This is a genomic window from Thalassospiraceae bacterium LMO-SO8 (genome assembly GCA_031655335.1).
Lineage (GTDB): Bacteria > Pseudomonadota > Alphaproteobacteria > Rhodospirillales > Casp-alpha2 > UBA1479.
Genome location: CP134226.1, coordinates 1,273,578 through 1,294,294, shown reverse-complemented (window position 1 = coordinate 1,294,294; position 20,717 = coordinate 1,273,578). Strand labels below are relative to the sequence as shown.

Here is a 20,717-nt window from a genome sequence, read left to right as displayed (position 1 = left end):
AGGGGGCGGGCTCAATTCCTGAAGTCGCCCCAGCGGAACCCCTCGTCGCGGATCATCCGCAGGCATGTATCGGCCACCGCCGGATCGTAGGCGGTGCCGCGGCCCCGTTCGATCTCGGCCAGCGCCATGTCGATCCCCAGGCCGGGCCGGTAGGGGCGGTGGGAGGTGATGGCGTCCACCACGTCGGCGACGGCGATGATCTTGGCCTCTTCGATGATCTCGTCGCCTTTGAGGCCTTGGGGATAGCCGGTGCCGTCGATCCGTTCGTGGTGCTGCACGACCATTTCCTTGATGGGCCAGGGAAAGGATGTGTTCTCCAGTATATCGTAGCCGACCTGGGGGTGGGATTTGACCATGCCGAACTCGCTGTCCGTCAGGCGGCCGGGCCGGTTGAGGATTTCCGACGGGATATAAATCTTGCCGATGTCGTGGATCGTGGCGCCCAGACGCAAGCCATCGATCCGGCTGCGGGGCCAGCCCAGCTTGCGCGCAATGGCGACGGATATGGTGGCGACGTTTTCCTGGTGGCCGCTGGTATAGGGGTCGCGTTTTTCGATGGTGGCGGCGATCGCCCGCACGGCGCCGAAGGCCGCGTCTTCCAGGGCGGAATGCAGGGACGTCGTTTCCCGGCTTAGGCGGATCGACCGCAGGGCGAGGCCGATGTTGTTGGAGAACTCGGTAATCAGGTCGATCTCCACGTCGTCGAATGCCCTTTCGATGGAACTGTAGACATAGAGGATCGCCGCCGTCTCTTCGCCGCAGTGAATGGGCGCGACCAGGTACGACTTGAACCCGCGCCGCTGGGCCTCTTCCGCCCAGGGTTTGCCGGCCATGATTTTCCTGAGGTCGTGCGCGACCTGCACCTTGCCCGTGCGCACGGCGGTGGCGGTCGGCCGAAAGGCGAGGTCCTCGCCGCCCTCCCAGCGGATATCGAGAAGATCGACATAACCGGCGGCATCGCCCGCCCGGGCGGCCAGCGCGACCCGCTTCCCGTCGTCCGGCAGCGGCAGACCCAACCACACCAGGGTGTATCCACGGACTTCGACCAGGACATCGGCGACTTTCTGGAACAGACGGGTTTCATCCTGTTCGCGCAGGATCGCCGCGTGGCAGCGCAGCAGCGCGTCGCGCACGATGGACAGGCGCTGCGCATGCTCTTCGGCGCCCTTGCGTTCCGTCACGTCCGTATGCGTTCCGGACATACGCAAGGGCTTGCCGTCGGCGGCCCATTCCACGACCTTGCCGCGGTCCTGGATCCAGACCCAATGCCCGGCCTTGTGACGCAGGCGAACCTCGCAGTCATAGTAGTCGATGGCCCCCTCGAACGCCTGTTGCAGCAGTCGGTTCGACTCCGCAAGGTCGTCCGGGTGGGCAAGGTCGATCCAGGTCTGAATCGATACGGGCGCCAGTTCGTTCAGGGTATAGCCGGCGATTCCGGCCCAGCGTTCGTTGATCGTCAGTTCGCCCGTCTGCACGTTCCATTCCCAGGTGCCGACGTTGGTGCCCCACAGGATTTCCCCCAGGCGGCGGCGTTCCTCGGCAAGCTGGCGTTCCGATTCCTGCTGCGCCGAGATGTCGACGATGGTGACGGGAACCCGGCGCGCCGCGGCTTCCGTGTGCGGAACGGGCATGGCGTGGATGCAGGCGATCGGCCGTCCGTCCCGGGCCAGATAGGCGGTCTTGACGGTGAAGGTTTCGGCACCGTTCCACATGGCGCACAGGCTGTCGATGAACGCCTTGCGGGTTTCGGGGCCGAAAAACTGATCGATCTCGCGCCGGAACGCGCGTTCGGATGAGACGCCGAACAGGCGCAGCGCCGCGGGGTTGACGCGGACCACCCGGATGCCGTTGATCAGGTCGCTGACCAGATCGGGGTTGTCCGCCAGAAAGGCCCGCAGGTCACTCACCCCGGCCTCGCGCAGTTGCCGCACTTGGCAGAAGACCGTTGCCAAATTCACTTCGAAGATGGCGACCGTCGCGGAGTTGAACAGGGTGCGGTAGCGTTCCCGGCTATCCCCGAGGATTGCGTCGAATCCCCGCGCACTCTCTATCTCCCGCAACAGCAGCCCCATGGCGACGGACGCCAGGGTCAATACCACCACATAGGGCAGAAAGATCGGCGTCAGCCTGTCATGGATGGCAGCCATGGGCAGCAGATGGAACAACCCGACCGAAGTCAGGTGGACAGCCAAACCGAGGAAGAACAACTGAGGCATCCCGATCCGGTCCGGTTCGGACGCGCTGAAGCGCCGGCAGGCGAGGCCAAGCGCAAGCGAGACGGCGATGACGCCGAGACCGACAAGCATGCCGGCCCCACCCAGGTGCACGCGGTAGGCGGCGGCCATCGCACCGGAAACGGCGGCGACCACCGGGCCGCCGAACAGGGCGCCCATGGACAGCACGACCGTCCGTGAATCGAAGATGATGCCGGGCGCGAACCGCACCGCCATCGCCATGGCGAGAACCGCCGCCCCGCCGAACAGAACGCCGGAAGCGATCCGGGCCTGAAATGGATGCCTGTTTCCGTAGGCGCTGATGAACCGCTGAGCAAAGCATAACGCCAGCAGAAGCGCGGCGTTTTGCAGCAGTTCCAAAAAAAGCATTTACACGCCTCATTGTGTTGACAAGGAGGCCTAGCGCGCCCCCGGCGCAGCGACATTCAATCCATACGGGATTTTAGACCCCGGGCTGCGGGCCCACAATTTAGACTAAGGCCATATACCAATGCAGGAGCTTAGATCGGCTTCTGCCCGGGGGCGGCCTCAGTTCATGGGGTGGCGGTAGATCAGACGTCCGTCGTCGTCGACCGTGAAATAGTCCGGCAGGTCCGGGTGGTCGATCAGCTCGTCCGAATCCTCAAGCTCCAGGTTCTGCTCCGACACGTAGGCCACATAGGGCGACTTGTCGTGGTTTTCCGCAAGCAGGTGATAGAACGGCTGGTCCTTGCGCGGGCGCACCTCGGCGGGAATGCTGTCGTACCATTCCTCCGAGTTGTTGAATTCGGGGTCGATGTCGAACACCACGCCGCGGAATCCATAGACGCGGTGGCGGACGAACTCGCCGAGCGGGAATTTCGCGAATGATCTACTCATGACCTTGTGGTCCTTTTATTGCCTTCTTCCGAGGACGGCCGTTCGCAGGCGCATCCTCAATATAGTGCGTCGGCGGGCGGAGTCAAAGTCAGCCGAAAGTCAGGGGTCACGGGTCAGGCGTCGGGGGTCCCGTTCGCCCGTGTTTCCGCATAGGCGATCAGCACCCCGCCGTCGGGCAGGGGCGTGTTGACGAATTCCAGCCGCCGGCCGTCGGCGCATTCGATGGCGTCGCGGGTGACCTCGCGCCGGGTCATGGCCGACAGGATCTGCGCCTTCTTGGTGTCCCAGTCGCCGCCGGGCGCGGCCAGCGGGCGGGTCGCCTCGACGAAGTCGCTGACGTGGGTGCCGGCGGTCAACCCGTCGCCGCCGACATCCCATAGCCGGGCGAAGGCCGGGTTCCAGAACTTCAGCCGGCCGTCCGATCCGAACACGGCGATGGCCTCGCTGAGGTTTTCCAGGCTGGCGCGGTAGACGGCGTCGCGCGCGTTGTTGGCGCTTTCCAGGTCGAGCTGGTCGGTCACGTCGTCGTAGCCGAAGGCAAGCCCGCCCGACGGCATGGGATATGCCACGGCGCGCAGGGTGCGCCCGTCGGGCAGATGCATGAGATCGCCCATGGGGTCGCCGGCCTCTTCGAACAGGGCCAACTGTTCCATCTTGTAGGCGCGGAAGTCGGGAACCTCGGGCAGGCGGCGCTCGGCGCGCAGGTGTTCGAGGATTTCCGGAAAATCGCGGCCTTCGTCCAGCCAGGCGCCGTCAAGCCGCCACATGTCGCGGTAGGCCTCGTTGAAGAACGCCAGCTTGGCCGAACGGTCGAAGATGGCGATCCCGGTGCCGAGGCCCTTGAGCACGGCCGCCGCCATCTGCGCCCAGGGCGGCAGGGCGGCCGGCTCGGCCGCCGGGGGCGGCGCCGGGTTCTCGCCGGATCCATGGGGGAAGGCATATCCGATCAGGCCGCTGACGGCGCTGTCCGGCGCGGCCTCGCCGTCGCCGCCCCCGTCGGTGGCGAGCGGGCATTCGGTGACGTCGAAGGACCTGGTCTCGCCGGCATTTTCCAGGTCCTGGACGCGGGTCACCGCGCGGGCCTCGTCGCGCGCCGTTTCCGCCTGGCCGTCGTCGGGGCCGGCGACGCGCTGGTTGAGCGCCGCCTGATTGGTGAACACGACGCGCAGGTCGCCGTCGCGCAGCCAGATCGGGAACGGCAGGGCGTCGAGCAGGCCGCGCAGGTGCAGGTCGCGGGCTTCCGGCAGGTCGCCCTCGCCGGTCAGGTCGATCAGCAGCTTGGCGGCGGCGGAAATGTCGCGCATCCACACCATGTCGGCGAGCGCCTTGCCGTCCTTGGCGCTGGCCCGCGCCCCCACGGCCTGGATCATGCGCCGGCCGCCCGAATCGGCGGTGGTCAGCACGATCTCGAAACGCCGGCCCTCTTCGTGCAGGAAAGTGACCGACGCCTTCAGCCGTTTTGCCGAATCGCCGTCGAAGCGGGCGATGACATCCTCGAACTTGGCGTTGGTGCCGTCGGCCAGCGACAGCAGCGACGCCAGCTTGCGCGAACAGGTGACGCCGCCCGATCCGCGGTCCCACAGGAACAGGCCGTCGGGCGATCCGGCCAGGATTTCCCGGGCTTTGACGGCCACGGCCTCGATCCGCCGGCGTTCGTGTTCGGCCTCGCCCGCGCGGCGCCGGAACATCCAGGCGACGATCAATAGCAGGCCGGCGCCGAGGAGCAGGCCGGCGCTGAACGCGCTGATGGGGGTGATATTGCTTAGCACGCAGGGATGTTAATCATTGAACTGCCTGATAACAAAGCAAAAGGCGGCGCTTGCGCGCCGCCTCTTAACCTTTTCCGGCGGAACGGCCGGATTAGTAGCGATAGGCGTCCGTCTTGAACGGGCCTTTGACCTCGACGCCGATGTAATCGGCCTGGTCCTTGCGCAGGGTCGACAACTGCGCCCCCAGCTTTTCCAGGTGCAGCATGGCGACCTTTTCGTCCAGGTGCTTGGGCAGCACGTAGACCTCGTTCTTGTATTTGTCGCCGCGGGTCCACAGCTCGATCTGGGCCAGCGTCTGGTTGGTGAAGCTGGCGGACATCACGAAGCTGGGGTGGCCGGTGGCGCAGCCCAGGTTGACCAGGCGGCCTTCGGCGAGAAGGATGATGCGCTTCTCGTCGGGGAAGGTGATCTCGTCGACCTGCGGCTTGATGTTGTTCCACTTGAAGTTCTTCAACTTGGCGACTTCGATCTCGTTGTCGAAGTGGCCGATGTTGCAGACGATGGCCCGGTCCTTCATGGCGCGCATGTGGTCAAGGGTGATGACGTCGATGTTGCCCGTGGTGGTGACGAAGATGTCGCCGCGGGGTGCCGCGTTCTCCATGGTCACGACTTCGTAGCCTTCCATGCAGGCCTGCAGGGCGCAGATCGGATCGACCTCGGTGACCAGCACGCGGCAACCGGCGCTGCTCAAGCTTTCGGCGGAGCCCTTGCCGACGTCGCCATACCCGGCGACCACGGCGACCTTGCCGGCCATCATCACGTCGGTGGCGCGGCGGATGCTGTCGACCAGGCTTTCGCGGCAGCCGTACTTGTTGTCGAACTTGGACTTGGTGACCGAATCGTTCACGTTGATCGCCGGGAACATCAGGGTTCCCTTCTTCTGCATCTCGTACAGGCGATGCACGCCGGTCGTGGTTTCTTCGGTCACGCCCTTGATGGCCTCGCCCTGGCGGGCGTACCAGCCGGAATCCTCGGCCAGCTTCTTCTTGATCGAGGCGAACATGTATTCGGCTTCTTCCGAGCCCGGATTGTCGAGCACCGACGGGTCCTTCGCCGCCTGGATGCCCAGATGGATCAGCAGCGTCGCGTCGCCGCCGTCATCCAGGATCATGTTGGCGGTGCCTTCGGGGAAGTCGAAGATGCGGTGGCAGTAGTCCCAGTATTCCTCCAGGTTCTCGCCCTTGTGGGCGAACACCGGCGTGCCGCCGGCGGCGATGGCGGCGGCGGCGTGATCCTGGGTCGAAAAGATGTTGCAGGAGGCCCAGCGCACGTCGGCGCCCAGGTCCTTCAGGGTTTCGATCAGCACGGCGGTCTGGATCGTCATGTGCAACGAACCCGCGATGCGCGCGCCCTTCAACGGCTGCTGGGCACGGTATTCGTCGCGCGTCGACATCAGGCCCGGCATCTCCGTTTCGGCCAGGCTGATTTCCTTGCGGCCCCAATCCGCAAGCGACATGTCGGCAACCTTGTAATCGTCGAAGGGCATATAGAACTCCTGTTCGTTGAATCCGTTCGGCGCAAACCTCGGACGTTGATGTCCGAAGGTGCTGCACTGTGAAATAATTTCGCCGGGCGGGGTCCCGCCCGGTCCGGCGTGGTGACCGGGATGTAGCAGCCTCGGGGCCAATCTTCAAGGGGCGGGCCTGGGGCGGCCCGGGATCGGGACCAAGTACAATGCGGAGAAAATCTCGACCTTGGGCCTAGAATTTCGCGATTTTCCAGGGCCTTGGCCCAAGGCATACTGCGCGCTGCTCAACAACTGGCCACCTGAAAGGGACCTTCCCACATGACCGACCCGGACATTCTCAAGCGCGAAATCAAGATTCTGGTGTTCGACCAGTACGGCACCATCGTCGACATGCAGAAGGGCCTGACGGAAATCGCCACGCCGTTCCTGAAAAAGAAGGGCTGGGACGGCAACCCCCACAGCTTCGTCACCTGGTGGCGGCGCACGCACTTCGAAAACTCCATGATCGATGCCTTGTGCGATCGCGGCCATACCCCCTATCGGCAGATCGGCCACCGGGCCGTCTCCGTGGTCATGGACCGGGCCGGCATCGAGTACAGTCAGGCCGAGGTCGAATGGCTGGTCTCCGAGATCGAAAAGCTGAAGCCCTTCCCCGACGTCATCAAGGCCTTGGGCAAGTTGCGCAAGGCGGGCTACAAACTGGCGATCCTGTCCAACGGCGACCCGGACATGCTGGCCAACGCCGGACCGCACATCGGCTTCAAGTTCGACCACGTCATCTCGGTCGCCGAAGCGGGCTACTTCAAGCCCCATTGGGCGACCTACGCCACGGCCTGCGACATCACCGGCTTCGACCGCACGTCCTGCCTGTTCGTCGCCAACCACGAATTCGACGTGGTGGGCGCGAAAAGCTTCGGCATGCGCACGGCCTTCATCGACCGGCGCAAGCGGCCCTTCGGCGCCTGGCCGGAACAGCCCGACCTGATCGTTGAAAACTTCAAGGAGATGGCCGATACACTCTGTGGATGACCACCGAGCCATCGACCCCTTCCCGCCATTTCATTCTTTGCCCCGGCTTCATGACCGACCGCGCCCTGTGGTCGCGCATGGAGCCCGGGCTGGCGGCTCTCGGCACCTGCACCTTCGCGGACCTCAGCCGCACCGACGATCTTGAGGCGACGGCCAGGGAGATTTTAGAGGGCGCCCCGGAGCGCTTCATCCTCATCGGCTTCTCGCTCGGCGGCTTCGTCGCCCGGGAGATCCTGCGTCTCGCGCCGGACCGCGTCGCGGGGGTGGTGCTGATGAACTCCTCGGCCCACCCGCCGCGCCCTGAAATCACCAAACGCAACGCCTTCCTGATCGCCCATACCCGGGAACGCGGCTTCAGGGGCCTGTCCTCGGACGCCGTGAAGAAGGCCTTCCACCCGGACCGGCGCGACGACGAAGCCCTGATCCAGGAGGTCAAGGACATGGCACTGCGGATGGGCGGCGACGCCTTCATCAAGCAGCTTTCCATCCAGCGCCGCGACGGGCGGCCGGACCTCGCCAACATCGCCTGCCCGGCCCTGGTCATCTGGGCGCATCAGGATGAACTGCGTTCGATGAACGAATCAAAAGAGATGGCGGACGCCATTCCGGGCGCGCGGTTCGAGATCATCGAGGACTGCGGCCATATGACGCCGATGGAGGCGCCGGAGGCGGTCCTTGGCGTGATCGCAGGTTGGCTCGCCGACGCCGGGGTTTAGGACAGCCCGTTGAAATCGTCGAGCAGGGCCGCGATGCGGCCCGGGTCGACCTGGCCCATGATGGCGTCGGCGCGGCGGGTGGCGGCGGCGATGTCCAGCGCGCGGATGCGCTGTTTCACCAGCGGGATGTTGGCCGGCACCATGGACAGCTCGCGCAGTCCCAGGCCCAAAAGCAGGGGTGCATAGCGCGGATCGCCCGCGATCTCGCCGCAGAGTGAGATCGGGATGCGCGAACGCAGGGCGGCCTGGGTCGCGAACTGGATCAGACGCAGCACCGCCGGGTGGAGCGAGTCGAACAGATGCGCGACGTGTTCGTTGGTGCGGTCGGTGGCCAGCGTGTACATGGTCAGGTCGTTGGAGCCGATGGCGAAGAAGTCCGAAACCTGGGCAAGCGCGTCGGCGGCCAGCGCCGCCGCCGGCACCTCGATCATCACGCCCAAGGGCGGCAGGGGGTTGGGCACCTTCTGTTTGCGGCGCTTGAGCCGTTGCACGGCCCTGTTGAGGGCGTCGCGCGTCTGGCGGACCTCCGAGACGGTGGAGACCATGGGCAGCAGGATGCGCACGGGCCCGTGGCAGGCGGCGCGCAGGATCGCCGTCAGCTGCGCGTCCATGGTCTTCGTGTGTTTTAGCGACAAACGAATGCCGCGCAGGCCGAGCGCCGAAGCGGCCGCCTCGCCGAGGTCGCCCAACAGCCCCCGGGCCGGTTTCTCGCCGCCCACGTCGAGGGTGCGGATGGTCACCGGCTTGCCGTCCATGGCGTCGACGATTTCCCTGAGCGCCGCGTACTGTTCGTCCTCCGTCGGCGTGTCGTCGCGGCTCATGTACAGGAATTCCGTGCGCAGCAGGCCGATGCCGGCGGCCCCGTTGCGCTTGACCATCTCAAGTTCGATGGGCAGTTCCAGGTTGGCGGCCAGGGCCACGGTCACGTTGTCGCGGGTGACGGCGGGCACGGTGCGCATATGGCCCAGGCGTTCGGCGACCTTGCGGGCGTCGATCTTGAGCTGCTCGTAAACGCCCAGCGTGCGCGCCGTCGGGTTGACGATGACCGTGCCGCGGGTGCCGTCGATGATGACCTGGGCGCCGGTCGTCACCGCGTCGGCCAAATCGGGCACGCCGAGCACCAGCGGGATGCCCAGCGCCCGGGCCATGATCGCCGCGTGCCCCTCGGCCCCGCCCAGCGCCGTCGCGGCACCCGCGATGCGCGCGGGGTCCAACTGCGCCGTGTCGGCGGGCGACAACTGATCGGCGATAATGACCGATCCCGGTGCGGCCTGGCTGAACGGCTTCAGGGGTTCGCGCATGAGGTTGCGGATGATGCGGTTGCCGACGTCGCGCACGTCGTCGACCCGGGCCGCGATATAGGCGTTGTCCATGGCCTGAAAGGCATGGACGATGCCGGTCAGGGTCTTTTGTACCGCCGCCTCGGCGTTCAGGCCCTTGCCCTGGATCAGGTCCTGGGCGCCGCGCACCAGGCGCGAATCCTCCAGCATCTGAAGGTAGGCGTCGAACAGGAAATGCATTTCCTGGGTGACGGTGTCCTTCTGGGCCTGGGCCTTGAGGCGCTTGATCTGGCGGCGGGCCAGGATCACGGCGGCGGTCAGGCGCTTTGCCTCGGCCGGCCGGCCCTTCTTGGCGACGTGCCGTTCGGGGACTTCCAGGGTGCCGGCCTCGCGCACGTGGGCCGGGCCCACGGCGATCCCGGGCGAAACCCCCATTCCTTCGAAACGTTTTTCCATGTCCCCCCTCATGTCACGGGGCTCATTTGTCCGGCGCCGGGATGTCCGACAGTTCCTCGTCGAAGCCGTCCTCGACCAGGGCGGCCAGGGCGTCCAACGCGGCCGCGTTGCCATCGCCGTTGCAGGCGATCTCGATCTCCGTGCCGGGGGCGGCGGCCAGCATCATCAGCCCCATGATCGACCGCCCGCCCACGGTCTGGCCGTCCTTGGAGACCAGAACCTCGGCTTCGAACTCGCCCGCCAGTTTGGCGAACTTGGCGGCCGCACGGGCGTGCAGGCCGCGCATGTTGACGATGGTGACGGTACGCGACGGCATAAGTCTTCCCGGCCGGGCGCGCTAGCGCGCTTCCTGGGTCAGCAGGCGCGACGCGATGTTGATGTACTTGCGGCCCGCTTCCTGGGCCGCCTCGACGGCCTTGGCCAGAGGTTCGGTCTTGCGCACGCTGGCCAGCTTGACCAGCATGGGCAGGTTGATCCCGGCGATGACCTCGACATTGGCGCGATCCAGAATGGAAATCGCCAAATTCGACGGCGTGCCGCCGAACATGTCGGTCAACACCACGACGCCCTCGCCCGATTCGACCTGCTCGACCCGCTCCATGATCTCGGCGCGGCGTTCCTCCATGTCGTCCTCGGGCCCGATGCACACGGCGGCCACGTCGGGTTGCGGCCCGACCACGTGTTCCAGGGCGGAAATCATTTCCGTCGCCAGATTGCCGTGGGTTACGACGACCAATCCGATCATGACAGGCATTCCATCATTCGTGTGTGTCCCTCAAGAAGTGGCGGCTCCCCGGCCGGCGGTTTATTTGGTCCGCTTCGGTATCTTTCCGGAAAGGGATATTGGTACGAATCTCATCGTTTGTCCAAGTCGCGATGGCGCACCCGCGCCTTTTCTCCTTGGCTGCCCAGCCAAGCCCCCAGGCGTTCGGCGACATAAACGGAGCGATGGCGCCCGCCGGTGCAGCCGACGGCGATGGTCAGATAGCTTTTCCCCTCGGCCGCATAACGCGGCAGCAGCGGCCCCAGCAGCGCCGTCAGATGGCCGAAGAACTCGTCGAACCCGGGATCGCCCGCGACATGCCGGCCGACCTTTTCGTCCAGGCCGGTCAAGGGCCTGAGATCGAGGTCGTAATGGGGGTTCTTCAGGAACCGCACGTCGAACACCAGGTCGGCGTCGCGTGGCAGGCCGTTTTTGTAGGAAAAGGAAACCACGAACACGGGCAGGCCCGGATCGCCCTGAACGGCGAAATGATCTTCCATGGCCGCCTTTTGCGCGCCCAGGGACATGTCGGAGGTGTCCATCACCACGTCGGCCTGTTCGCGCACGGGGGCCAGAAGGGTGCGTTCCTGGCGGATGCCGTCGGCCACGGGCCGGTCGATGGCGAGCGGATGGCGCCGCCGGGTTTCTGCGTAACGGCGGGTCAGCACCTGATCGTCGCAGTCCATGAACAGAACCTTGACGTCGACATCGGCGCGCGCGCGCAGTTCCGCGACCTGTTCCAGGAACGCCTCGGCCCCGAATTCGCGGGTGCGGATATCGACGCCGGCGGCGATGGGATGGGGAAAGTCGCCGGGGGCGACCAGCCGGCCCATCAGCGACAGCGGCAGGTTGTCGACGGCCTCGAACCCCATGTCCTCGAGCGCCTTCAGGGCCGATGACTTGCCCGCCCCCGACACCCCGGTGACCAGAACCAGGGGCAGTTTCCCGGCTGGCGCCGCTTGTTCGCCGCCGGACGTCATGATTGTTCTCCGATCCGTCCGGCGATGATATCGGCCTCGCCGTCCACGGCTTCCCAGGGCAGGCGGCGCAGTGCCAGGCGGATCTTGGCGGGGGCCGAGGCCTCGAACGGGGCCAGGCGGATGAAGGGGATGTCCAGGTCCAGGACCGGGGTCGTCACGACCTCGGGCAGGCGCTCGACCAAAGGCGGCGCGACCAGATCGCAGACCAGGGCGATGGCAATTTCGTCCAGGGCCTTCATGGGCATGATGCCGACGCCGCGGACTTCCAACAGGCCCTTCAGCGGCCCAGGGGCCTGCGCCCAGACGCGGCCGGCGCGCAGGGTCAGGTCGACCCGGTCGTCGGCGACCAGACGGGGGCCGTCGGCGCCGCCGCCGTCGATCAGGCGCAGCGCCAAATCCGACTTGCCGGCCCCCGACGGGCCGCGCAGCAGCACGCCCGCGCCGCCGATGGCGACGCAGGTGGCATGGACTTGTTCGTGAACCATCCGCATAAGCGGGGAGGTTGGAATGGCGGGCCGGTCCTGTCCAGCCAATTCTTGAGGCCGACCCGTGACTTCCGGCGACGGCGGCGTATTTTTGTCCCGGTTTTTTGCAAACCGCCCGTGGGCGGGAAAAATTCGCCGTGCCCTTGTGGACGGGTCCATTCCGCTGCGCCATGCTGCGCGCAAGCGGGGGCACCGCAGAACCTCATGGGAGGACAAACAACATGGATTTCGAACTGAAGGGCAAGACCGCCTTCGTCACCGGCGGCTCGCGCGGCATCGGCCGCGCCATCGCGCTGACCCTGGCGAAACAGGGCGCCAACATCGCGCTGTGCGGGCGCACGCCGGACAGCCTGGAGGCGACGGCGGCGGACATCCGCGCACTCGGGGTCGAGGCCTGGCCGTTCCAGGCCGACGTGTCGAAGCTGGAGGACGTGGAGCGGTTCGCCGAACAGGCCCTGGCGGCGGCCGGCGGCGTCGACATCCTGGTCAACAACGCCGTGACCTCGACCGCGGCCCCCTTCGACGAGCAGACGGACGAGCTGTTCCGCTACCACATCGACGTCAAGCTGATGGCCTATATCCGCCTGGCGCGCATCCTGCTGCCGCGCATGGAGGCAAAGGGTTGGGGCCGCATCGTCAACATCGGCGGCATGACGGCGCGCATCGTCGCCCCCCTTCGCGTGACCAACGGCGTGGTCAACGCGGGCGTCGCCAACTTCACCAAGCAGCTGGCGACCCGCGCCGCCAAGGGCGGGGTCACCATCAACTGCGTGCATCCCGGGTTCACGGCGACGGAGCGGGTCATGCAGATCTTCCAGCGCGAGGCCGACGACGCGGGCATCAGCCTGAAGGACGCCATGGCCAAGCGCGAGACGGAAATTCCCATGGGCCGGCTGGTGGCGCCCGAGGACATGGCGAACGCGGTCCTGTTCTTCTGCTCGCCCCTGGCGGGGATGGTCACGGGCCAATGCATCGCCGTCGACGGCGGATCGGGCGAATCGGTTAATTACTGACGGCAGCCAAGAAGGTATAAGGGCGGCCATGACCGCCAAATGCCCCGTCTGTTCCGGCCCCGGCGCCGTGATCCGCCGCCTTGGCGCGGACGAAATCGCGCGCGGGCTCGCGGCCGTGTTTGGGCAAAGCCCGCCTGCGGACGCGGTGCCCGGCGATTACGACATCGTGCGCTGCGCCGATTGCGCCCTGGTCTATGCGGACCCCATGCGGGCGGGGGGTGCCGTGCTCTACGATTGGCTGACCTCGTTCCCCAAGTACCACGCCCAGGGGCGCTGGGAATGGGCCCGCATCAAGGACGTCCTGGCGGCGGAGGCGCGGCCGCTTCGCCTGCTGGAGCTGGGTGCGGGGCAGGGCGATTTCCTGGAAACGCTTAAGGACCTGCCCCAGGTCACGGCCGAGGGCATCGACCTGTCGGAAAGTTCGGTGAAAAAGGCGCAGGCGCGGGGGCTCGACGTGCGCCGCGAATCGCTGGAACAGGTGATCGTCGAGGCCGCGGGCGCCTATGACGCCGTGGTCCTCAGCCATGTGCTCGAACATGTCGCGACGCCGGGGGCCCTCATGGGCGCCGTGCGCAATCTGCTGGCGCCCAAGGGACGTATCCTGTTTTCCGTGCCCTATTCGCCGATGAGCCGCGAATACCTGCATGATGACGTCATGAACCTGCCGCCCCATCACATGACGCGGTGGAACATCGCCGCCCTCGAAGGCTTGGCCCGGGTGCTGGGGCTGGACTTGGAAACCTGGATGCCCAAGGCCAAGGCGCCTTGGAAACGGGCGCTCAAGCATACCTGCGACAAGGTCCGGGGCGAGGGCCGGGTCCGTGGCCTCGCCCGCCTGCCGGTGGTGCTCGCCAACTGGGAGGAATTCCGCCGCGTGCTGGCCGACCACCGGGGCCGCGAACGGGTCGGCGGGCAGATGGCGGCGGATACGATCCTGGTGAGTTTGAAGAAGTCCTAGGCCGCCGGCAGGGTGACCGTGAACCGGGCGCCGAGGATTTTACCGTCGGCGCCCAGGCGGTTGGAGGCGCGGATGGTGCCGTCGTGGGCGTCGACGATCTGCTGCGAGATCGACAGCCCCAGACCGGAATGGGTGCCGAATTTCTCGCCCTGCGGGCGTTCCGTATAGAAGCGCTGAAAGATCGCCTCTTCCTTGCCGGGAGGGATGCCGGGACCTTCGTCGTCGATGGTGACGACCGCCGCCTTGCGGTCGCGCGACGCGGTGATGCGGATGGCGCCGCCCGGCGGGCTGAAGGTCACGGCATTGGCGATCAGGTTGCGGAACACCTGGACCAGGCGGCCTTCCATGCCCTGCACCGACAGTTTCTCGCCGTCCATGATCTCCAACACCAGTTTCGGCCCGCCGTCCGCCGCCGTCGTCGCATGGACATCGGCCAGGGTCGACAGCATGCCGGCCAGATCGACCGGCTCGCGGTGCGAGCGCGACAGTTCCGCATCCAGGCGGGACGCGTCGGAAATGTCGGAAATCAGGCGGTCCAGGCGGCCGACGTCGTCCTGGATGATCGACATCAGCTTGCGTTGCTGGTCCACGTCCTTGATCCGGGCCGCGGTCTCGACCGCGCTGCGCAGGCTGGTCAGGGGGTTCTTGATCTCGTGTGCGACGTCGGCGGCGAACCGCTCGATCGCGTCCATGCGGGTCCAGAGCGCTGCCGTCATGCCGCGCAGCGCATGGGACAGGTCGCCGATTTCGTCGTTGCGGGTGGTGAAATCGGGGATTTCCTCTTCGCGGCTGTGGTCGCGGCGCACGCGGTCGGCGGCGGCGGCCAGACGCTTCACGGGCCGCGCGATGGTGCGCGCCAGATAGATCGACAGGAACGTGGTGATGGCGATGGCGACGCCGAAGATCTTCAGGATATCCAGGCGCACGTCCAGAAGCGCGTTGTCGATGCTGGCCGACGGCTTGGTCAGCATCAAGGCACCCAGGATGCGCTTGTAGCGCTGCACGGGCACGGCGACGGACAGCATCATGCTGTCCTGGGAATAGGCGCGCACGATCCTGCTGTCGTCGCCCATGAGAGCGGACATGACCTCGGGATAATCGGCGGCCGAGGGCTCCGGGATTTCCCGGTAATGGCTGAGCGGCAGGGTTCCCGGCAGCCAACGGGTGAGGCGGTCGTAGATGTCGAACACGGCGTCGGCCGTGCCGCCCTCGTCGGTGCCCGGCGGCGGCAGCTGTTCGACCTCCACCGCCTGGCGGGTCTTGCCGAAATAGCGCGAGTCGGCGGCCAGTTCGCCGGCCCGGTTGAACAGGCGCGCGCGCGTGCCCGTGGCCTCGACCAGCCGGCGCAGCATCTGGTTGCGGATGTTGGTGGCGACCTGCTGTTCCGACGACTGGTCCAGGTGCATGGCCCCTTCGGCCAGGGCCACGGCGAACAGTTGCGCCTGGGTGCGCAAGGCCGACAGTTCGGCGCGGATCAGGCTTTGCCGATAGTCGCCCAGGTACAGCACACCGGCGACCAGGATCGACAGGGCCAGCATGTTGATGGCCAGGATATGAACGGAAATGGGCGAAATCAGGCGCCGCTTGCGCTGACGCTCGCCGCCGCGCGGGGTCTCTCCCACCGGCGCGGCGGACGTCTTGCCGCCCGCCGGGGTTTTCGGCGCGGCCGGGCCGTCCTCGGGATAGGTTCCGTCCTTGGCCATGGGCCCCCTTAAGCCCCGGAACAGGGCGGCAAACGCGGCGACCGGCGCGATGTGCAAGCTATTCCGCCTTGTAGCGGTAGCCGATGCCGTACAGCGTTTCGATCTCCGAAAAGTCATTGTCCACGGCCCGGAACTTGCGGCGCAGCCGCTTGATGTGGCTGTCGATCGTCCGGTCATCGACATAGATATTCTCGCCGTAGGCGGCGTCAATCAACTGGTCGCGGTTTTTCACGTGGCCGGGGCGGCGGGCCAGGGCCTCGACGATCAGGAATTCGGTGACCGTCAGGTTCACCTCCTTGCCTTGCCAGGTGCAGAGATGCCGGCCTGGGTCGAGCACCAACTCGCCCCGGCGCACGACATCCTTGGAATCGGGCTCCTTGCCCTCCAATTCGCGGCGGCGCAGCACGGCGCGGATGCGCTCGATCAACAGGCGCTGGGAAAACGGCTTCTTGATGTAGTCGTCGGCCCCCATGCGGAGCCCCACGACCTCGTCGACCTCGTCGTCCTTCGAGGTCAGGAAGATCACCGGCAGATTGTCGCGCTCGCGGATGCGGGACAACAGCTCCATCCCGTCCATGCGCGGCATCTTGATATCGAGCACGGCCAGGTCCACGGGGGCGCGGCCCAGGCCTTCCAGGGCCTCGGCCCCGTCGGAATAGGTGGTGACGTTGTAGCCCTCGGCCTCCAGCGCCATGGACACGGAGGTCAGAATGTTTTGATCGTCGTCGACCAGGGCGATGGAACTCGGCATGGAAATCTCCTTGCGGGTCGCCGGCGGGGGCATCGGTGGGCCCGCCGGGCGGCGAATGACGATACGCCGGATTTGCCATAAGGCCCCTCCGGCGGAAGGCCACTCTCGTCCGCCTTTATGGCAGAATTTTAACGCGAATGGGGCGTCTTTGACCAATCCCAAGGGGGAAATAAGGCAAAACCGGCGGCGGGATGGTCGCAATCCGTTGACCGCCGCCGCCCTTGTTCCTTATAGTCCGCGCCAGGTGGTTCCCCGATCAAGGGCATGAGGCCCCGGGGCTAAGAGGGAACACGGAACGGAGCAGACCCAATTCGGGGGCTCCCGCGCCGTGGCTGCCCCCGCAACTGTGAGTGGCGAGTACCGTTCACCGTCGCGCCACTGGACGCCGGATTCTTCCGCAAGGAAGGATGGGGTGCCCGGGAAGGCCGGACGGTACGACGACCCACAAGCCAGGAGACCTGCCGCCTGTCACCGCGATACCCAAGGGACGGGGGTCCTGTAGGGGCGGAAAGCCGCCAGCGGTGAAACCTTAACGCGACGTTTTTGAAATCGGAGGTTTCACGCAATGACCACTCAGACCAACCGGATCGTCACGACGACCGCCGCCGAACGGGCGATGCCCGCGGCCCTCGCTCTTCTGTTCGGGGTTTTCCTGCTGTTCGGCACGGGCTTCGCCCATCCGGAGGCCATTCACAACGCTGCCCACGATACCCGGCACGCCTTCGCCTTCCCCTGCCACTAAGGAGGGCGCCATGATCGGACGTATCTTTACGGTCGCGCTGCTGGCCGGGCTGGCGGCTGGGCTCGTCATTTCCGTGGTGCAGCACTTCACGACCACCCCCATCATTCTCCATGCGGAGGAATTCGAAAACAAACCCGCGGCCTCCCTGGGCGGTCATGCGCGGTTGGATTTGACGGCGCGCGGGCTGACCGGCGGGCGGCTCTATCTGGCCCATGCCACGGGAGAGCACGCGCCGGGCGCCGAAGCGGAAGGCTGGGGGCCCGAAGACGGGTTGGAACGCACGCTGTACACCACCCTCGCCAACGTGTTGACGGGAATCGGCTTCGCCCTGGTGCTGACGGCGGCGATGTTCATGCGCGGCCGGCCCGTCGATGGGCGGCAGGGCGTGATGTGGGGTGTCGCCGGGTTCGCGGCGGTGTCGCTGGCCCCGTCCTTGGGTTTGCCGCCCGAGGTGCCGGGCTCCATGGCCGCCGAGCTGGTCGCCCGCCAGGGATGGTGGATCTTCGCGGCCGGCGCGTCGGTGGCGGGTCTGGCCCTCATGTTCCTGGGCCGTGACCGCTGGATGCCCTTCGGCGGCGTCGCGCTTTTGATTCTGCCCCATCTGGTCGGGGCCCCCCAACCGGACGCCATCGGCGGCGCCGTGCCGCCGGAACTGGCGGGCCATTTCGTCGCGGCCTCCCTGGTCACGGCGGCGGCCTTCTGGGCCTTTCTCGGCTGGGCCACGGGAACCCTGGCGCAGCGTTTCCGCCTGACCTGAGGCGGCATTGATCGCGGTCATTGATTGACCGCACGGCCTTCGGGCAATCTTGAACACGGGCGGCGGGATGGTTCCGCCGCCCGCCGTTCAAGGAGGTTCCGCCGCGATGGTCCGCCCCCCTTCCGTTCCCCGCGATGTCCTGATCGCCGAGATCCGCAGTCTGCTGATGGGCGGGCGCGCGGGCGTCTTGTCCACGACCTTCCGGGGGAAGGCGCATTGGCCCTACGGCTCGCTCGTGACCTACGCGCCGGATACGGACGGCGCCCCCATATTTCTGTTTTCGGGCCTGTCCGATCACACGGGCAATCTCGCGAAAGACCCAAAGGCGTCGCTTCTGGTCGAACGCGCCCTGCGCAAGAAGAACCCGCAGCAGGGGCCGCGCATCTCGGTCCTCGGCACGGTCGCCCCGACCACGTCGAAGCGCCACCGCGCGCGGTTTTTGGCCCGCCATCCGGGGGCGGCGCGCTATGCCGATTTCGGCGACTTCGGATTCTACCGCATGGACATCGACCGGGTGCATCTGGTCGGCGGCTTCGCCCGCGCGCAATGGCTGAAGGGCGACGAGATCGCGCCGCCCGCGGCCGCCGTGCGCGCCGTCGCCCAGGCGGAAGCGGGCGTCATCGATCACATGAACGGCGATCACGGGGCGGCGCTCGACCTTTACGCCAACAAGCTGTTGCGGCGAAAGGGCCAGGGCTGGCGCGCCGTCGCCTGCGATCCCTGGGGCCTGGACCTGATGCGGAACGACGTTCCAGCGCGCCTTGAATTCGACGCCATGGCGGCCGACGCGGGCGGCCTGCGCCGGGCCCTGGTCGATCTCGCGGCGAAGGCGCGGGCCGGGGCCTGACCCCGCCCGGTGGTTCGGCGACATTTTGGCTGCGATAATGTGAAAGGAATGTTGCCCCGTCCTGCCGGGAAGGTTACGTTTTGCGGGAAACCTTGATTAACAGGGCGCAGGGAAACACCAGGGACACAGAGCGTGATGGACCGCCGGGGGGCGGGCTGTCGGCGGTCATCCTTCATATTCAACGAAACGGGCAACGGGCCGCATCGCCGCGGTCGGTGGGCGCGGACTTTATCCTCAAGGAGTTTATTGTGGAGAACGCAGGACACTTCATTTCCAGCTTCGGATTGGACAACCACGGATTGGCGGGGGTCAAGCGGGCCTTTTGGAACCTCGACGCTCATCATCTGTTCGAAGAGGCGGTCCGCCGCGGCGAAGGCCGGATTTCGGCCGGCGGCGCCATCGTCACCGAAACAGGCCAGCACACGGGCCGTTCGCCCAACGACCGCTTCATCGTCGAGGAAGACGCGACCAAGGGTGAGATCTGGTGGGGCAAGGTCAACCGCCCCATGTCCGAGGCTCATTTCAACGGCCTGCTGGACAAGATGCAGAAGCATTACCAGGGCAAGGACGCCTTCGTGCAGGACTGCTACGCCGGGGCCCATCCCGATTACCGCCTGAAGGTGCGGGTGGTGACCGAGGAAGCCTGGCACAACCTGTTCGCGCGCAACATGTTCATTCAGCCGCCGCGCGATGACCTGGCCTCCTTCGAACCGGAATTCACCGTCATCCAGGCGCCGTCGCTGACCGCCGACCCGGCACATGACGGCACCACCTCGGGCACCTTCATCGTCGTGCACCTGTCACGGCGCATGATCATCATCGGCGGATCGGCCTATGCCGGCGAGATCAAGAAGTCGATCTTCTCGATCATGAACTTCCTGATGCCGGCCCGCGACGTGCTGCCCATGCATTGCTCGGCCAACCAGGGCGCCGACGGCGCCACGGCCATCTTCTTCGGCCTGTCGGGCACCGGCAAGACGACCCTGTCGGCGGATTCCTCGCGCACGCTGATCGGCGACGACGAACACGGCTGGGGCGATGTCGGGGTCTTCAACTTCGAAGGCGGCTGCTACGCCAAGACCATCAACCTGACCCACGAGGCCGAGCCGGAAATCTTCGATCTCTGCCACACCTTCGGTTCGATCATCGAGAACGTGGTGATGGACCCGGCCACGGGCGGGCTCGATTTCTTCGATCCGTCCCTGACCGAGAACGGCCGCGTCAGCTACGACATCTCCAAGGTCCACAACGCCTCGGCCAGCGGCTGCGGCGGCCAGCCCAAGGACATCGTGATGCTGACCTGCGACGCCTTCGGCGTGCTGCCGCCGATCAGTCAGCTGACCCCGGATCAGGCCATGTACCACTTCCTCAGCGGCTATACGGCCAAGGTCGCCGGGACCGAACGGGGCCTGAAGGAGCCGCAGGCGACGTTCTCGACCTGCTTCGGCGCACCGTTCATGCCGCGCCATCCCACGGTCTACGCCAAGCTGCTGGGCGAAAAGATGGCCAAGCACAACGCCAAATGCTGGCTGGTCAACACCGGCTGGTCCGGCGGCGGCTACGGCGAGGGCGAACGCATGAAGATCGCCTATACCCGGGCCATGCTGCACGCGGCGCTCGACGGCAAGCTCGACGCCGCCGGCTTCACCCCCGATCCCAATTTCGGGGTGCTGGTGCCCAACGCCTGCCCGAACGTGCCGACGGACGTGCTCAACCCCAAGAACACCTGGGCCAACGCCGGGGCTTACGACGCCCAGGCGCGCGACCTGACCCAGCGGTTCGAAGCCAACTTCGGCCAGTTCGAAAGCCATGTCGGCGACAGTGTGAAGGCGGCCGCCATCCGCGCCGCCGCCTGATCCCGTCCCGCAGCCCGACCGGAAAACCGGCGCCCCTGGCAAGAGGCGCCGG

The 20,717-nt window shown here is 66.4% G+C and carries 19 protein-coding genes and 1 riboswitch; of the genes, 8 read left to right on the top strand and 11 right to left on the bottom strand.

Annotated features, from left to right (window positions below; all coding sequences use genetic code 11):
• Positions 1 to 11: 11 nt before the first annotated feature.
• The 4 genes from RJ527_06240 to ahcY form a co-directional block, all read right to left on the bottom strand.
• Positions 12 to 2,603, bottom strand: coding sequence for a PAS domain-containing protein (locus RJ527_06240; GenBank protein WND77338.1), 2,592 nt, complete (start codon positions 2,601 to 2,603; stop codon positions 12 to 14).
• Between the two features lie 159 nt (positions 2,604 to 2,762).
• Complete coding sequence (hspQ, locus tag RJ527_06235; GenBank protein ID WND77337.1) at positions 2,763 to 3,092, bottom strand: heat shock protein HspQ; 330 nt, start codon at positions 3,090 to 3,092, stop codon at positions 2,763 to 2,765.
• Between the two features lie 113 nt (positions 3,093 to 3,205).
• A complete protein-coding gene (locus RJ527_06230; GenBank protein ID WND77336.1) occupies positions 3,206 to 4,861 on the bottom strand; it encodes a PAS-domain containing protein in 1,656 nt (551 codons plus the stop codon).
• A gap of 91 nt (positions 4,862 to 4,952) precedes the next feature.
• Complete coding sequence (ahcY, locus tag RJ527_06225) at positions 4,953 to 6,347, bottom strand: adenosylhomocysteinase (GenBank protein ID WND77335.1); 1,395 nt, start codon at positions 6,345 to 6,347, stop codon at positions 4,953 to 4,955.
• A gap of 300 nt (positions 6,348 to 6,647) precedes the next feature.
• On the opposite strand from ahcY, the gene RJ527_06220 reads away from it, so the two are divergent.
• Together RJ527_06220 and RJ527_06215 are read left to right on the top strand one after the other, a co-directional pair.
• Positions 6,648 to 7,358 carry a haloacid dehalogenase type II gene (locus RJ527_06220; GenBank protein WND77334.1) on the top strand — a complete coding sequence of 237 codons (711 nt, stop codon included), beginning with the start codon at positions 6,648 to 6,650 and terminating at the stop codon, positions 7,356 to 7,358.
• On the top strand, positions 7,355 to 8,074 hold the full coding sequence (locus tag RJ527_06215) for an alpha/beta hydrolase (protein WND77333.1): 720 nt from the start codon (positions 7,355 to 7,357) through the stop codon (positions 8,072 to 8,074). Before RJ527_06220 ends, RJ527_06215 begins: the two co-directional genes overlap by 4 nt.
• Here RJ527_06215 and ptsP read toward each other — a convergent pair.
• From ptsP to RJ527_06190, 5 genes are all read right to left on the bottom strand, one after another.
• The gene (ptsP, locus tag RJ527_06210; GenBank protein WND77332.1) at positions 8,071 to 9,810 is read right to left on the bottom strand and encodes a phosphoenolpyruvate--protein phosphotransferase; all 1,740 of its coding nucleotides are present in this window, start codon (positions 9,808 to 9,810) and stop codon (positions 8,071 to 8,073) included. The two genes, RJ527_06215 and ptsP, sit on opposite strands and share 4 nt — an antisense overlap.
• 22 nt (positions 9,811 to 9,832) lie before the next feature.
• Positions 9,833 to 10,126 carry an HPr family phosphocarrier protein gene (locus tag RJ527_06205; GenBank protein ID WND77331.1) on the bottom strand — a complete coding sequence of 98 codons (294 nt, stop codon included), beginning with the start codon at positions 10,124 to 10,126 and terminating at the stop codon, positions 9,833 to 9,835.
• 21 nt (positions 10,127 to 10,147) lie between these two features.
• On the bottom strand, positions 10,148 to 10,555 hold the full coding sequence (locus tag RJ527_06200; GenBank protein ID WND78027.1) for a PTS sugar transporter subunit IIA: 408 nt from the start codon (positions 10,553 to 10,555) through the stop codon (positions 10,148 to 10,150).
• A gap of 110 nt (positions 10,556 to 10,665) precedes the next feature.
• Positions 10,666 to 11,553 carry an RNase adapter RapZ gene (rapZ, locus tag RJ527_06195; protein ID WND77330.1) on the bottom strand — a complete coding sequence of 296 codons (888 nt, stop codon included), beginning with the start codon at positions 11,551 to 11,553 and terminating at the stop codon, positions 10,666 to 10,668.
• The gene (locus tag RJ527_06190; protein WND77329.1) at positions 11,550 to 12,038 is read right to left on the bottom strand and encodes an HPr kinase/phosphatase C-terminal domain-containing protein; all 489 of its coding nucleotides are present in this window, start codon (positions 12,036 to 12,038) and stop codon (positions 11,550 to 11,552) included. Before RJ527_06190 ends, rapZ begins: the two co-directional genes overlap by 4 nt.
• A 221-nt stretch (positions 12,039 to 12,259) precedes the next feature.
• Here RJ527_06190 and RJ527_06185 point away from each other — a divergent pair, with 221 nt between their 5' ends.
• Together RJ527_06185 and RJ527_06180 are read left to right on the top strand one after the other, a co-directional pair.
• Positions 12,260 to 13,051 carry an SDR family oxidoreductase gene (locus RJ527_06185; GenBank protein ID WND77328.1) on the top strand — a complete coding sequence of 264 codons (792 nt, stop codon included), beginning with the start codon at positions 12,260 to 12,262 and terminating at the stop codon, positions 13,049 to 13,051.
• A gap of 28 nt (positions 13,052 to 13,079) precedes the next feature.
• A complete protein-coding gene (locus RJ527_06180) occupies positions 13,080 to 14,009 on the top strand; it encodes a class I SAM-dependent methyltransferase (protein WND77327.1) in 930 nt (309 codons plus the stop codon).
• On the opposite strand, the gene RJ527_06175 is transcribed toward RJ527_06180, so the two are convergent.
• Positions 14,006 to 15,712: a stimulus-sensing domain-containing protein gene (locus tag RJ527_06175; protein WND77326.1), complete on the bottom strand. Its 1,707-nt coding sequence runs from the start codon at positions 15,710 to 15,712 to the stop codon at positions 14,006 to 14,008. The two genes, RJ527_06180 and RJ527_06175, sit on opposite strands and share 4 nt — an antisense overlap.
• Before the next feature lie 58 nt (positions 15,713 to 15,770).
• Complete coding sequence (locus RJ527_06170) at positions 15,771 to 16,463, bottom strand: response regulator transcription factor (protein WND77325.1); 693 nt, start codon at positions 16,461 to 16,463, stop codon at positions 15,771 to 15,773.
• A 228-nt stretch (positions 16,464 to 16,691) separates the two neighbouring features.
• Positions 16,692 to 16,944: riboswitch (cobalamin riboswitch) on the top strand.
• 84 nt (positions 16,945 to 17,028) lie between these two features.
• Between RJ527_06170 and RJ527_06165 the strand changes: the two genes are divergently transcribed.
• The 4 genes from RJ527_06165 (at position 17,029) to RJ527_06150 (ending at position 20,665) form a co-directional block, all read left to right on the top strand.
• Positions 17,029 to 17,205 (top strand): CbtB domain-containing protein, encoded by a 177-nt coding sequence (locus RJ527_06165; GenBank protein ID WND77324.1) that lies wholly within the window; start codon positions 17,029 to 17,031, stop codon positions 17,203 to 17,205.
• A 10-nt stretch (positions 17,206 to 17,215) separates the two neighbouring features.
• Positions 17,216 to 17,962, top strand: coding sequence for a CbtA family protein (locus RJ527_06160; protein ID WND77323.1), 747 nt, complete (start codon positions 17,216 to 17,218; stop codon positions 17,960 to 17,962).
• Positions 17,963 to 18,068: 106 nt separating this feature from the next.
• Entirely contained in the window at positions 18,069 to 18,809 is a 741-nt protein-coding gene (locus tag RJ527_06155) for a pyridoxamine 5'-phosphate oxidase family protein (GenBank protein ID WND77322.1), read from the top strand.
• Positions 18,810 to 19,057: 248 nt separating this feature from the next.
• Complete coding sequence (locus RJ527_06150; GenBank protein WND77321.1) at positions 19,058 to 20,665, top strand: phosphoenolpyruvate carboxykinase; 1,608 nt, start codon at positions 19,058 to 19,060, stop codon at positions 20,663 to 20,665.
• Positions 20,666 to 20,717 lie beyond the last annotated feature (52 nt).